Here is a 13,551-nt window from a genome sequence, read left to right as displayed (position 1 = left end):
TGAGCTACGGTGGACAAGTCGCTTTGCCCTACGAACTGATTTGGTGCGCGCACAAACGAAAATTTCAATGCGCGGCTATGCTCGTGTGCGTGCTCTTTGTGCGCAATTGCACGCGAGACCGCGGGTGCAGCCAGCACCCGGTCTTCCGTGCACCCTCTGAACGAGAGGGCGGGAAAGAAGATGCAAGCCTCGGGCGATCAGCGCCGCGAGAGCGCGAAGCTATATCCACGTCGTGGCGGAACAGGAGAGGGCGCTCAATCAATCAGCCGGCCGTTGCGCGGCGGCAGAAACTGGTCGTCGAAAATGTCGGAGGCCTGCGGCCGCTTCTGAAACTTGAAGTCTTCCGCGACCTGGTCGATCGAGCGTTCGAAGCGTGCCGGATCGATGGCGCCGAGGCCGTTGCGCTTCACTTCGCTGGTCAGGATGTAGTCGCGCAGCATGCTTTGCAGCCGCTCGAGTTCGAGATCCTTCGAGCCGCCGTCCATGCGATTTGCGACCTCGGTCGCGGCGCGTTCGGGGTCCTTGACCGCGAGATGCAACCCGCCGATGACGGCTCGCACAAATCCTTTCACCGCCTCGGGCTTGGCGGCCGCCAGCGCCGGATTGGCGATAACAGCGAAACCATAGGCCTCGCAGCCATAGTCGGCGAATTTCAGCACCGCCAGATCGTCGGCAGGCACGCCACGATCCCTGAGATTGACCGCCGACAGATAGGAGAATCCGGTCACGGCATCGATCTGACCTGCCGACAGCATCGGCTCGCGCACTGCGGCACTGATGCTGCTCTGCTTCACGCTCTTGATCTTGATGCCGTTCTGGTGCGCGACCGCCGGCCACAGCCGGGCCGACAGGTCGCCTTCGGCGACGCCGAGTGTCTTGCCCTCAATGTCCGTCAGCGCACGGATGCCGCGGCTCTTGCGGGCGATGATGGCATAGGGCGCCTTGTTGAACAGCACGAACACGGCCTTGATCCTGGGGCCGCCCTGCTTGTCCTTGTCGCGAAACCGCATCAATGCGTTGATGTCGACCAGGGCGAAATCGCTGGTGCCGGCCGCGACGCGCGCAATCGCGTCCGGCGATCCGCTGGCGATGTTGGTCGTGACCGCAAGCGCCTCGGTGCTGAACAGGCCGCCAGCTGCCGCCATCACGAACGGCGCCGCCGCGGCATCGATCGGACGATCCAGCGAAAACTGGATCGCGAGCGGAGGCCGAGGTTCGTCGGCGGCGAAGGCGCTGTTCGCCGTGAAGCCTGCCATGGCGCACAGGCCGGCAAGGAAAGCCAGGAGAACGCTCAGGCGAGAGCGGATCGCGTTGGTCCTGATCGCACGCATCGAGGTTACATCAGCAAGAGGTGGGACAAGTTGCCGCGCTGGCGATGCCGGCTTCGTGACATCGCCAACAGCAGACTTAGCCCTTTGACGAGCTATGTGCAGCATCTAACCTGAATGCTTGATGACTGCCACGATTTTGCCAGGGATCGTTCAGCTGCCGTTCGGATTCAGGAACCTAGTATTCGTTCGGTGGTTAGTTACCGAAGGCCTGTCAGGCCAGCTCCCACGGAGGATGTCGAGATGTTTGCGCGAAAGGGTGTGTTTTCATCGATCGGCCGCGCCAGCGCGGTGGCGACGGTTGTGGCCGTGGCACTGACGGCGTTCGAACCGTCGACGGCCTTTGCGGGCTCCGCGACTTCAGGCAAGGGCGTGACCGCTTCGACCGGGACCAGCGACGCGACCGATATCAGCGCCCGCCGCCGGCACTATCGCGGGGGTGGCGGTGCGGCGGCAGCGGCGGCCTTTGCCGGCATCGTCGGCACCGGCCTTGCGATTGCGGCCACCCAGAACCGTCGTTACTACTATGACGACTACGGCTACTATGGCCGACCGGCCTATTACGGTAGCCCGTATTATTACCGGCCTCGCGCCTACTACTACGGCGGCGGGCCATACTATGGCGGCTGGTAAACGCGACCGCTAAAATCGCGACCGTTAAAGATGAACCCACCGGCCGAGTCGACCGGTGGGTTTTTTATGGTTGCAGGCCCGGCCGTTAACACGCCGGCCACGGCTTTGCATTAGGTTCGGAGAATGAGTGATTCGCTCGAGCGGCTCTATCAGGCGGTCATCGCGGCCAGGGATCTCGATCCGGCAACGTCGCGCACGGCCCGGCTGTTTCAGCGCGGCCCCGCCAAGATGGCCAAGAAGCTCGCCGAGGAAGCCATCGAAGTCGTGATCGACGCCGTCAATGGCAAGGCCGACGCGGTGGTCCGCGAGAGCGCCGATCTGCTCTACAATCTGACCGTTCTCTGGGCAGCAGCCGGCGTGAAGCCGGAGGACGTCTGGCGCGAGATGGAGCGGCGGGAGGACCTGCTCGGTATCGCCGAGAAGCTGCCGAAGCCCGTCAAGTCGCCGAAACCGGTGCCAACCAAGCCGCTGCGCAAGGCGGCGGCAGGCCCCGCGGTCCGGCGGCGAATTGTCGCGCTGGAAGGCCGTTCCTTACGCAAGCGGTAGTAAATCCTCTCAAATCCCGTCGTTTTCCGGCATGGACAAATTCGCTCCATGATGGTTCATGCGCCCATGCTCAAACGGACTTACGACTGGTTCATCGACGCCGCCGACAAGCCCTATGCGCTGTGGATCATGGCGGCCGTATCTTTCGCGGAAAGCTCGTTTTTCCCGATTCCACCTGACGTCATGCTGCTGCCGATGTCGCTGGCGCGGCCGAAGAAGGCGTGGTGGTTTGCGACCGTCTGTACCATCGCATCCGTTGCCGGCGGCGTGGTCGGATACGCGATCGGTGCGTTGCTCTATGACTCGGTGGGGCACTGGCTGATCACGGTTTACGGTCTCAGTGACAAGGTCGAAACCTTCCGCGCCTCCTATGCCGAATGGGGCGCGGTGATCATCCTGCTGAAGGGCCTGACGCCGATCCCCTACAAGCTCGTCACCATCACCTCGGGGTTTGCCGGCTACAACATCTGGCTGTTCATCCTGTGCTCGATCGTGGCGCGCGGCGGGCGGTTCTTCGTGGTCGCGGTCCTGCTCAACCGCTATGGCGACGTGATCCGGGCCGAGCTGGAAAGGCGGCTCGGCACCTGGGTGGCCATCGGTGCCGTCGTCCTGGTGCTCGGCTTTTACGTCGCGTTCAAGCTGGTCTAGGCTTTGCCGGCATCCCGGCTTCAGGCTACGTTTCGTTCCATGCCCGATCGAATCGGCCGTCTGATCAAGCTATTCGGGACGCAACGCGGGAGCGTTGGCCTCGTTGTATCCCTGCTTGCGATCGCTCCCGATGCCGGCTGGGCGCAGGCCGCACCGCAGCCGTCGCTCGGCCTGCAGTCGCCGGCCCAGCAGCCGGTGCCGTCTCAGCCAGAGCGGCAGCAGACTGAGCCACAGCAAGCGCCGCGGCAGGAAAATCCCGGTCTGATCAACGAAATCGGAAAGCTGTTCGAGAAATCCAAATCGCTGCTGCCGCCGCTGAAGAGCCCGAGTGAGACCATCGATGACTTCAACGCAGGCGCCAAGGGCGCCGGCGAGAGCTTGTCGAACATCGCCAAGCCCTCGATCATGGTGAGTGGGCGGGCGGCGTGCCTGGTGGCGGCCAACGGCGCGCCGGACTGCAAGGCCGGCGCCGACCGGCTGTGCCAGAGCAAGGGCTACAAGGAAGGCAAGAGCCTCGATACCGACGCGGCCGAGAAATGCTCGCCGAAAGTGTTCCTGCCCGGCTACAAGCGGCAGTCTGGCGACTGCAAGACCGAAAATTACGTGACGAGGGCGCTCTGCCAGTAGCGCCAAAACGCAATACTTGACACTGGAAAGATTGCCTTGTTGGTATGACGTCCGGCATCTCTAGGGCATGCCCTGAACGCCGCCGAAAAACACATAAGGATTCCTCGAATGTCCATGCCTGCCTTGTTCAAGGGCCGTCTGTCGCTACCCGTGATCGGTGCGCCGCTCTTCATCATCTCCGTGCCCGATCTGGTGATCGCGCAATGCAAGGCGGGTGTGGTCGGCTCGTTTCCGGCGCTGAATGCGCGGCCGCCGGCGCTGCTCGACGAGTGGCTGGCGCGGATCAAGGAGGAACTCGCGGCTTACGACAAGGCGCATCCGGAGCGGCCGTCGGCGCCGTTTGCAGTCAACCAGATCGTGCACAAATCGAATAACCGGCTCGATCAGGATTTGGCGCTTTGCGAAAAACACAAGGTGCCGATGATGATCACTTCGCTCGGCGCGCGCGAGGAACTCAATCAGGCAGCGCATAATTGGGGCTGCATCGTCTTTCATGACGTGATCAACCAGAAGTTCGCGCACAAGGCGGTCGAGAAGGGCGCCGACGGCCTGATTCTGGTCTCGGCCGGCGCCGGCGGCCATGCCGGCGAGATTTCACCGCTGGCCTTCGTGGCGGAGACGCGGGCCTGGTTCGATGGCCCGATCGCCCTGTCGGGCGCGATCGCGACCGGCCGCGCCATTCGCGCGGCGCGCATTCTCGGCGCCGACTTCGCCTATATCGGCTCTGCCTTCATCGCCACTCAGGAGGCCAACGCCGTCGAGGGCTACAAGCAAATGATCACGGCCTCTACCGCCGAAGACATCGTCTACTCCAACCTGTTCACCGGCGTGCACGGCAATTATCTGAAGCCGTCTATCGTCGCGGCCGGCATGGATCCCGACAATCTGCCGACCTCCGATCCGTCCAAGATGAGCTTCGGCACGGATGCGTCGGGCGAGCGCGCCAAGCCGAAAGCCTGGAAGGAAATCTGGGGCTCGGGCCAGGGCGTCGGCAGCATCGGCAAGGTGGTGCCGGCTGCCGAGCTGATCGCGCGGTTCAAGAAGGAATATGACGAGGCGGTCGACCCCGCATTGTGAGGTGCCTTGCGGCTCGCGCCCCGTCGTGGATGCGACGGAGGATCGGTGATGACCGGACAGAACTTGAGCGCGCGGGTTGCGCTGGTGGCGGGCGCGTCCCGCGGTATTGGCGCGGCGGTTGCCTTGACGCTTGCCGAAGCCGGCGCCGCGGTCGCGGTCAATTACCGCGAGCGTGCTGGTGATGCCGATGCCGTCGTCGCCCGCATCAACGCCAATGGCGGCCGCGCCATCGCAGTCGCGGCCGACGTGTCGCAGGCCGCGGCGGTCGCGCGCCTGGTCGATCAGGTCGCTTCCGCGCTCGGCCCGGTCGACATTCTCGTCAACAATGCCGGCGTAGCAATCGTGCGCGGCGTCGACGATCTCACCGAGGATGATTTCGACCGCACCATTGCGGTGAACCTGAAGTCGGCGTTCCTGTGCACGCAGGCGGTGCTGCCGGCGATGCGGGCCCGCAAATGGGGCCGCATCGTCAATATCTCCTCGGGCGCAGCGCGCGGCGCCGGCGCGATCGGCGTGCACTACAACGCCTCCAAGGCCGGCATGGAAGGACTGACGCGCGGCTATGCGGCGCGCCTCGTCAAGGAAGGCATCACGGTGAACGCGGTGGCGCCGTCGCTGATCGAGACCGACATGATGGGCGGCCGCACGGATCTGGCGCGCAACATCCCGCTCGGCCGCATGGGCCAGGCCGAGGAAGTCGCGCAAGCCGTCGCGATGGTGCTCGGCAACGGCTACATGACCGGCCAGACCATCGTCCTCAACGGCGGCATGGCGTTCATTTGACGCGCAGCCTGGCTCGCCCTCTCACGCGAATGGTGCACGGTGCTCTGCATGCCGCGGCCTCGACTCGTTCCGCTGAAGCAGGCAAGAAGCTCGTCCCTTGATCGACAGGACCTCTCACTCCATGGACGGCATTTTTCGCATTGACGGCAACGATGTCGTGACCAGTCCCTTTGCGGCGGGCCCGTGGGACCCGCGCATGCAGCACGGCTCGCCGCCGGCGGCGCTGGTGGTGTGGGCGGCGGAGCGGATTCCGACACCGGTCGCGATGCGGGTCGCGCGCGTGACCGTGGACCTGATGCGTCCCGTGCCGGTGGCGCCGCTCAGAATTGAGGGTGAGGTCTTGCGCGAGGGACGCAAGATTCAGCTTTGCGCGATCAGGCTGCTGGCCAAAGGCGTCGTCGTCGTCGGCGCGACTGTGCTGAAGATCAAGGTGCAGGCTCACGAATTGCCGCCGGAGGCTGCCATCCTGCCGGTCGAGCTTCCGGGGCCTGATCAATCGCGCGTCGAGCCGGCGGATTTTTCTTCCAGCCCGTTCGTATCAGGCATGTCGCTGCGTGCCGCGCGCGGCCGGTTCGGCTCGCCCGGCCCTGGCGCCATCTGGTATCGCGTCGACCGGCCGATCGTGGAAGGCGCCCCGGTATCGCAGGCGATGCGGGCGCTGGCAGCGGCGGATTTCTGCAACGGCACCTCGGCCGTGCTGGATTTCCGCGAATGGACGTTTCTCAACGCCGACCTGACCGTGAATTTTTCGCGTGAGCCGGTCGGCGATTGGATCCTGCTCGATGCCGAGTCCTGGATCGGTCCCGACGGTGCGGGGCTCGCAATGGCGCGGCTTGCTGACGAGCGCGGCTATTTCGGCCGCGCCATCCAGAGCCTTGTCATCGAGAAGCGCTGAGCATCGTCAGACGGCGTGATGAAGCCGCGATCAAGGGGATCGCGGCTTCCCGATCATTCGAGATCGATCGGCTGAAAGCGCCCGCTTTCATCCAACGCCGTGCCCCAGATCTTGTGCGAGGCCTGGTGCTCGGAACGGCCGAAGCTGAGCGATGTGCCGAGACCGAGGTCGAGATTGCGCATGGTTTCCAGCGTGTCGATCAGCTTCTCGGTGTCGAGCTGCGGCCCGGCCCGCTTGATGCCCTGGATCAGGACGTTGGCGGCGATATAGCCTTCTAGCGACACGTAGTCCGGCGCCTCGCCCGGGAAATATTTGGCGAGCGCGTTCTTGTATTCGAGCACCGCCGATGAATAGCCCGACACCGCCGGCACCACCTGCGTCACGATCACGCCGTTGGTGTAACGCGGTCCCAGCAGCTTCAGTTCTTCGGCAAGCGCGGTAGAGCCGACGAAGGAGACATTGGTGTAGATCATGCCGGGAAAGAGATCGCGCGTCTTCTCGATGAACCTTGCCGCGGCCCGATAGGTAGGCACCATGACGATCGCCCTGATGGGCGGCTTCTGCTGCTTCAACTGGTTGACCGCATCTTCCACATCCACGGTGTTTCGCGCGTAGTTGAGCCGGAGGATGGCGCCATCGTTGACGCCCAGGGCACGAAACGCCTTTGCCACTCCCGCAAATCCGGCGTCGCCGTAGGAATCCTGCTGGGCGAAGACCGCGATCTGCTTGGGTGGTATGCGGCGTATCTTCACGAGGTATCGAACGACGGCGTCGGTTTCCTCGGCATAGCTGGCGCGATAGTTGAACACGTAGCGATCCGGCGGATCGTTGCGCAGGATGTTTGCGCCGGTGAAGGCGCCGAAGAACAGCATCTTGCGCTCGAGCGCATAGGGAATCGCCACCACCGCAGTCGGCGTTCCGACGTTGCCGACGATGCCGAACACCTGGTCCTTTTCGTAGAGCTGCTTCATGGCCTCGCCGGTGCGCGAGGGTTCGTAGCCGTCGTCGGCGGCGAACAATTTGAGCATCCTGCCGTCGACGCCGCCGGCATCGTTGATCCGGTTGAAGGCGGTCTCGATTCCGAGCTTCATCTGGCGTCCCAGCTCGCGGGCCGCCCCGGAGAAGGGAGCAGCGATGCCGAAGCGGATTTCCTTTTCACCGATGCCGCGCGGCAGCGGTCCGGTCGGGACCGGGGCCGTCGGCGCGGTCGCCGCGTTCGCTGCGGTTGCCGCGGCGGCCGGCGACGGGCCGATGACGCTGGACAGACTTGGCCCCGAGATCGAGCGTTCGAGATCGGCAAGCTGACGGTCGGCCCGGGTGCAATCGATTTTGCCCGAGCTGATGGCGGCGCGGCCGTCGGCGACGCTGCGATCGAACACCTGGGTGAGATCGGAACGCTCCGCCTCGTTCGACGAGGCTTCCCGGATCACCTGTGAGAATTTGTCGACGATGGTCTGGATGCGGGGGCGCGCAATGTCGCGGCAGGCCTGGGCCGAACCGATCACGGGGCCGACGCGGCCGGCAAGGTCGCGCACGATCGCAATGTCGCCGGCAGCCTGGGCGCTGCCCGCGATACCAAAGAGCACGGCCCCGACCAGTAAGGCGATCCGGTGCGAGGTCATGGCAAAACTCCTTGAGAACGAGATGGCGGAAAGTCGGTTCTCAGGCATTGTCATTCCTCCATCTGGATTATGGGTTGGTGCGTTGTGGCGTCGCCGGGTCCGGCTTCTCGCGCCACTGCATGAATTGCTGGAGCAACTGAGACTGCTCGGACGCAGGCGGAGCGCTCGGTGGCGTGGAGGCGAGAAGGGCCTGGAATTCGTTGATTGCAGGCTTTGGCGAAGCCTCTCCGGATTGGAACAGGGCTGCCCTGATCGACTGAGCGATGCCGGCCGATGTCGACGGCTCACCGTCGCTCTGCCGCGACCCCGGCACGACGATGACGAAGAACAGTGCCACGAGGGCCGAGACGCCGATGGCGGCACCAAAGCGGGCTGCGACGCTCCACAACGCCTTCTTCGATTCCAGTTGAGGTTCGCGCATGATCTCGGGATCGAGGGGATGGCGCAGCGCATCCGATACGGCGCTCTCGAGCTGGGTATCGAACGACGCCGGAGAAAACGGCGTCGTCGCAGGTCTCGCATCGCGCTGGGAAGCCGACCGCTCACGTAGCGAGCGCGGCGCGTAGTACAGGGGATCGCGGGGATTGATATGGTCCTGCTCACTCACACTACTCATATCCTTACTCCTCATGACACATGACGGAACACTTGGCGGATTGCCCGGCGGATTATCTGGCGGCGAAACGGCTGCGGACCTATCGGACAGGAGTTCCAGGTCGCGGAAGAGACGCGCGGGATCATCGACGTCCGCTTTCCGTCCGCCATCGAGCTTGGTTGGAAGATTTGAATCGAGATGCGCGGCGTCGTCCCTGCGTCCGGCGACACCTGTTTGCGAGATCGGACCTCGCGACCACACAACGCTCACGGCTTCCACTGCCTCGTCCCCTGCCGGCAAATGTCCGTCTTGCCCGACGGATTGAGCTGCCAGACCGGAAAAGGCCTGCCAGCACACATAAGTTTGTTGGAGCCGCGCGAGGACTAATTTAGGTCGGAAACATGACGAAAGTAAGTTGAGTCCGCGTTAACTACAACTCACGCGACCCCTGTTTTCATAGGCTTTTGCGCGCCTTCCGCACGATAAGCAGCATGAATCAGCCACAAATGCGCCGGATTCGCCGCCGGTTTCGCTGATTTCTGCGCGCAGCGCGGGTCTTCGCATTAATTACTCGTTAACCAAGTTCGTCGATTGTTAACCATTCAATAAGAAAGGCGAGTCGAACATCATGGACGTCCGAGCGGATCCCACGCGTCAACTGGTCCGGCTGCGCGGCCGTTCCTATGTCGCGTTTGTATTCAGCCCTGTCGTACCAATCGTGGAATGGCTCGCCGAGATCGACGCCACGCTGGCGCGCTCGCCGGGATACTTCGTGGGCAAGCCGATCGTGCTCGATCTCTCAGCCGTCGACCTCTCAAGCTCCGCCATCGCCCATCTCGTCGGCAGTCTCAGTGAGCGCAATATTCGCGTCCTCGGCATCGAGGGTGTGGAGGAGGAGCGCCTCGCGGCGAACATGCCGCCGTTGCTGACCGGCGGCCGTGCCTGCGTGATCACGCGAAGCGAGCCGACGAAGGCGGAGCCCGAGCCGAAGCCGAAACCGACCTCGCTGCTGCTGGAGAACCCGGTACGTTCGGGCCAGTCGATCGTCTTCATGGAAGGCGACGTAACGGTGTTGGGGTCGGTCGGGTCGGGCGCGGAGATCGTCGCCGGCGGATCGATCCACATCTACGGCACGTTGCGCGGCCGCGCGATGGCCGGCGTCAACGGCAATTCTGCCGCACGGATCTATTGCCAGAAAATCGAGGCCGAACTGCTCGCCATCGACGGCTACTACCAGACCGCAGAAGAAATCGACGTCGCGCTCCGCAACCGCCCGGCGCAAGCCTGGCTGGAGGGCGACACCATGAAAATTACACCGCTGAATTAACCGGCTAAGGAGATCAAGTATGGCCAAGGTCCTGGTCGTTACCTCGGGCAAGGGGGGCGTTGGAAAGACCACGTCGACGGCCGCACTCGGCGCGGCGCTTGCGCAAAGCGGGCAGAGCGTAGTGGTGGTTGATTTCGACGTCGGCCTGCGCAACCTCGATCTGGTGATGGGCGCCGAACGCCGCGTGGTGTTCGACCTCATCAACGTGGTGCAGGGCGTCGCCAAGCTGCCGCAGGCCTTGATCCGCGACAAGCGGCTGGAAAATCTCTGGCTCTTGCCGGCCTCGCAGACCCGTGACAAGGACGCGCTCACCGACGAGGGCGTCGGCCGCGTCATTGCGGAGCTCAAGAGCCGGTTCGACTGGATCCTGTGCGACAGCCCGGCCGGCATCGAGCGCGGCGCGACGCTCGCCATGCGCTATGCCGACGAAGCCGTCATCGTTACCAATCCCGAGGTTTCCTCGGTGCGCGATTCCGACCGCATCATCGGCATGCTCGATTCGAAGACGGTGAGGGCGGAGCGCGGCGAGCGCGTGGAAAAGCATGTGCTGATCACCCGCTACGACCCGGCGCGCGCCGCGCGCGGCGAGATGCTCAACATCGACGACATCCTGGAAATCCTCGCGACACCTTTGCTCGGCATCATCCCCGAGAGCCAGGATGTCCTGAAGGCGTCCAACGTCGGCACGCCGGTGACGCTCAACAACGCCGAGAGCGCGCCGGCCCGCGCCTATATCGACGCCTCACGCCGCCTGATGGGCGAGGAAGTCGCGATGGTTGTGCCGGCCGAGCGCAAGGGCTTCATGAACCGGCTGCTGGGACGGAGGGCTGCATGAGCTTGAACTTGCTGCGGCTGTTTAGCGGCCGCAATGCATCCGCCCCCGTTGCGCGGGAGCGGCTGCAGATCTTGCTGGCGCATGAGCGTGGGTTGCTCGGTCAGTCCGACTTGCTGGCCACGCTGCGGGAGGAAATCCTCGCTGTGGTGTCGAAGCACGTGGTGCTCGATCCCGACAAGGTGATGGTTAAGCTGGAGCGCGGCAAGACCGTGTCGACGCTCGAAGTCGATATCGAAGTGCCCAATAATTTCGACAAGAAGGCTCTCGCCGAAAAGCGCATGGCCGGCTGAAAGACGCTCGGTCGGCTGAGGGGCGACGCCGATGAGGTTGCGCGGGGGCGGCTTCACGCTTAAGATTGCACCGTCTAGCTTCGGCCCGACCATGAATTCGGTGCAACCTGTTCTTCCAATGACCGGTGGATGTTCGTGCGGCGCGATCCGCTACGAGATATCGTCGTTTCCGCTGCTGCTCTACACCTGCAATTGCACGGATTGCCAAACCGCGTCCGGCAGCGCCTTTGCGCTCAACATGCCAGTGGCGACTAAGGACTTTCGTGTGCTGAAGGGCGAACCGAAGGGATGGCGCCGTCCGTCTCCGACCGGTGCCGACGTCACATCCTGGTTCTGCGGAGATTGTGGCGGTCGAATCTACGGTGAACGCGCGGGATGGCCGGAATCCATCAATATTCGCGCGGGGACACTCGACGAGACCAGATGGTTGAACCCGGCCGCCCACATGTTCATGCGAAGCGCACAGTCTTGGGTCCAACCCGCGGCCAATGCCGAATGCCACGAGATCGGGCCAAGCGATTTCCGGCCGCTGGCTGAAAAGTGGCGGGCGATGTGGCCGGAGTTCTTCCCGCGGACATAGCTCTCGCGTCCCGGATGCTGCGCAGCGCCAACAGCGCGTTCACGCGCGTCTTCGACGCGCTATGCTTCGCGACGTGGTGCGCCGCTGATCCGGGACACGGATCGCTCCGCCGAGGGAAGCGCTAGCCCACCATCCGCTCCCGGCCGGTCCAGAAGCCCGCCTTCAGCACCTTCTTGTCGACCTTGCCGACGCCGGTCATCGGCAACTCGTTAACGAACTTGATGTGCTTGGGCGCGTGCGCCGAGCCCTTCTTCGCCCTCACGAGGTCGATCAACTCGTCCGGATTCGGCCTGGCACCCTCGCGCGCCACGATCACAGCCGTAACCGCCTCGCCCCATTTGTCGTCGGGTACGCCGACCACGGCGACCATGGCGACGTCGGCGTGCTGCGACAGGACATCCTCGACCTCGCGCGGATAGATGTTGAAGCCGCCGGAGACGATCATGTCCTTCTTGCGGTCGAGGATGAACATGTAGCCGCGTTCGTCTGACCGCGCGATGTCGCCGGTGTGCAGCCAACCGTTCTTCAGCGTCTCCGCGGTCGTGTCCGGCCGCTTCCAGTATTCGGCCATCACATGCGTGCCGCGCACGCAGATTTCGCCGGCCTCGCCGGTTGCGACTTCCTGGTCGTCATTGTCGAGGATCTTCACCTGGCAGGCGGCGATCGGGAAACCGCAGGACAGGAACAATTCCGGCGTCCTGGGATCGTGGTCGGCCTTGCGCAGCACGGATACCGGATAGCATTCGGTCTGGCCGTAGAGCTGCGAGAACACCGGCCCGATCCGCTCGATACCTTCGACCAGCCGGCTGGGCGACATCGCAGAGGCGCCGTACAGCAACAATTCGAGCGAGGAGAGGTCGGTCCTGTCGAGCGAGGGATGATCCAGCATGACGTAGATCATCGTCGGCACGAACAGCGTGAAATTGATCTCCTCGCGCTCGATGGTCTTGAACACGGCCTCGGGATCAAAGCCCTTCAGCATGTGCACGGTGCCGCCACGCATCAGCGTCGGCAGCACTTTTGTCCCCGCGACATGGCTGATCGGCGCGACGGTGAGATAGCGCGGGGTATCCGGAATCTCGAAGTCGGCGAGGATCGCGCTGGACCACCCGCCATATTCGCGGTGATGGCGCAGTGCGCCCTTGGATTTGCCCGTGGTGCCGCCGGTGTAATTGAGCGTGGCGATGTCGTCGGGACCGGCGAAGTTGCGTGCCGTGGCGCTGCCTGCGGCTTCAATCGCCTGCAAGAGATCGGCTCCGTAACCGGCGGGGCCAAGCGTGAACACTGTCTTTACGCCGGTCGCTTTGGCCGCGAGTTCGCCGCCGCGGTCGCGGAAGGTGAGCCCGTCCACCACCAGCATCTGCGCTTCGGAATCTTCGAGTTGAAACAGTTGGTCGTGCAGCGAACCCAAAGGATGCAGCCAGGTAATCGCAAATCGCGACAACTGCGCGGCAACGCCGGCGCACCAGGTGTCGGCGCGGTTGGCGGTGAGAAACGCGACGCGCGTGCCGGGCTGGAAGCCGAGCTGCATGAAGACGCTCTGCATGCGCCCGATCATGTCGGTCGCGCCGCGATAGGTGATCGATCCGCCCGGCCAGGCGAACGCCGTGCGCTCCGGGTAGCGCGCCAGCGCCCGCAATGTCTGCTCGCATGCCGCCGGAAACGCATAGAGCGGATTGCCCATCTTTCTTCCTCCCGCTGTTTTGTAATTGGCCTTCGTCCGTGCCAAGGTTGCAGTCCATAGCGTTTTCGAGCGAAGTGGATA

Annotated in this window: 15 protein-coding genes; 11 read left to right on the top strand and 4 right to left on the bottom strand. The window is 63.8% G+C overall.

Annotated elements, in window-relative coordinates:
• Window positions 1-254: 254 nt before the first annotated feature.
• Window positions 255-1,331 (bottom strand): ABC transporter substrate-binding protein, encoded by a 1,077-nt coding sequence (locus LMTR13_RS35095; RefSeq protein ID WP_065731727.1) that lies wholly within the window; start codon window positions 1,329-1,331, stop codon window positions 255-257.
• A gap of 240 nt (window positions 1,332-1,571) precedes the next feature.
• On the opposite strand from LMTR13_RS35095, the gene LMTR13_RS35090 reads away from it, so the two are divergent.
• The 7 genes from LMTR13_RS35090 (at window position 1,572) to LMTR13_RS35060 (ending at window position 6,537) form a co-directional block, all read left to right on the top strand.
• Entirely contained in the window at window positions 1,572-1,961 is a 390-nt protein-coding gene (locus LMTR13_RS35090) for a hypothetical protein (RefSeq protein ID WP_065731726.1), read from the top strand.
• 123 nt (window positions 1,962-2,084) lie between these two features.
• A complete protein-coding gene (hisE, locus tag LMTR13_RS35085; protein ID WP_065731725.1) occupies window positions 2,085-2,507 on the top strand; it encodes a phosphoribosyl-ATP diphosphatase in 423 nt (140 codons plus the stop codon).
• A 66-nt stretch (window positions 2,508-2,573) separates the two neighbouring features.
• On the top strand, window positions 2,574-3,155 hold the full coding sequence (locus LMTR13_RS35080) for a YqaA family protein (protein ID WP_065733235.1): 582 nt from the start codon (window positions 2,574-2,576) through the stop codon (window positions 3,153-3,155).
• 39 nt (window positions 3,156-3,194) lie between these two features.
• Window positions 3,195-3,782 carry a hypothetical protein gene (locus LMTR13_RS35075; RefSeq protein WP_065731724.1) on the top strand — a complete coding sequence of 196 codons (588 nt, stop codon included), beginning with the start codon at window positions 3,195-3,197 and terminating at the stop codon, window positions 3,780-3,782.
• A gap of 108 nt (window positions 3,783-3,890) precedes the next feature.
• Window positions 3,891-4,859, top strand: a complete 969-nt coding sequence (locus LMTR13_RS35070; protein WP_065731723.1) for an NAD(P)H-dependent flavin oxidoreductase — start codon at window positions 3,891-3,893, stop codon at window positions 4,857-4,859.
• A gap of 48 nt (window positions 4,860-4,907) precedes the next feature.
• Window positions 4,908-5,642, top strand: coding sequence for an SDR family NAD(P)-dependent oxidoreductase (locus tag LMTR13_RS35065; RefSeq protein ID WP_065731722.1), 735 nt, complete (start codon window positions 4,908-4,910; stop codon window positions 5,640-5,642).
• 121 nt (window positions 5,643-5,763) lie between these two features.
• On the top strand, window positions 5,764-6,537 hold the full coding sequence (locus LMTR13_RS35060; RefSeq protein WP_065731721.1) for a thioesterase family protein: 774 nt from the start codon (window positions 5,764-5,766) through the stop codon (window positions 6,535-6,537).
• 53 nt (window positions 6,538-6,590) lie between these two features.
• Here LMTR13_RS35060 and LMTR13_RS35055 read toward each other — a convergent pair whose 3' ends face one another.
• Together LMTR13_RS35055 and LMTR13_RS35050 are read right to left on the bottom strand one after the other, a co-directional pair.
• The gene (locus LMTR13_RS35055) at window positions 6,591-8,159 is read right to left on the bottom strand and encodes an ABC transporter substrate-binding protein (protein WP_197521189.1); all 1,569 of its coding nucleotides are present in this window, start codon (window positions 8,157-8,159) and stop codon (window positions 6,591-6,593) included.
• Between the two features lie 67 nt (window positions 8,160-8,226).
• Entirely contained in the window at window positions 8,227-8,775 is a 549-nt protein-coding gene (locus LMTR13_RS35050; protein WP_065733233.1) for a hypothetical protein, read from the bottom strand.
• A gap of 607 nt (window positions 8,776-9,382) precedes the next feature.
• Between LMTR13_RS35050 and minC the strand changes: the two genes are divergently transcribed.
• From minC to LMTR13_RS35030, 4 genes are read left to right on the top strand one after another with little or no spacing between them, the layout of a single operon-like run.
• Window positions 9,383-10,081 (top strand): septum site-determining protein MinC, encoded by a 699-nt coding sequence (gene minC, locus LMTR13_RS35045; protein WP_065731720.1) that lies wholly within the window; start codon window positions 9,383-9,385, stop codon window positions 10,079-10,081.
• Window positions 10,082-10,100: 19 nt separating this feature from the next.
• Window positions 10,101-10,916, top strand: a complete 816-nt coding sequence (gene minD, locus LMTR13_RS35040; protein ID WP_065731719.1) for a septum site-determining protein MinD — start codon at window positions 10,101-10,103, stop codon at window positions 10,914-10,916.
• Complete coding sequence (gene minE / locus LMTR13_RS35035) at window positions 10,913-11,206, top strand: cell division topological specificity factor MinE (protein ID WP_065731718.1); 294 nt, start codon at window positions 10,913-10,915, stop codon at window positions 11,204-11,206. The genes minD and minE overlap by 4 nt, the downstream gene beginning before the upstream one ends.
• A 31-nt stretch (window positions 11,207-11,237) precedes the next feature.
• Window positions 11,238-11,786, top strand: a complete 549-nt coding sequence (locus tag LMTR13_RS35030) for a GFA family protein (protein WP_083219358.1) — start codon at window positions 11,238-11,240, stop codon at window positions 11,784-11,786.
• A 121-nt stretch (window positions 11,787-11,907) separates the two neighbouring features.
• Here the strand turns inward: LMTR13_RS35030 and LMTR13_RS35025 are convergent, their stop codons facing one another.
• Window positions 11,908-13,470 (bottom strand): AMP-binding protein, encoded by a 1,563-nt coding sequence (locus LMTR13_RS35025; protein ID WP_065731716.1) that lies wholly within the window; start codon window positions 13,468-13,470, stop codon window positions 11,908-11,910.
• Between the last annotated feature and the right edge of the window lie 81 nt (window positions 13,471-13,551).

This window comes from Bradyrhizobium icense (assembly GCF_001693385.1).
Lineage (GTDB): Bacteria > Pseudomonadota > Alphaproteobacteria > Rhizobiales > Xanthobacteraceae > Bradyrhizobium > Bradyrhizobium icense.
This window is presented reverse-complemented; position numbering and strand designations above follow the sequence as displayed.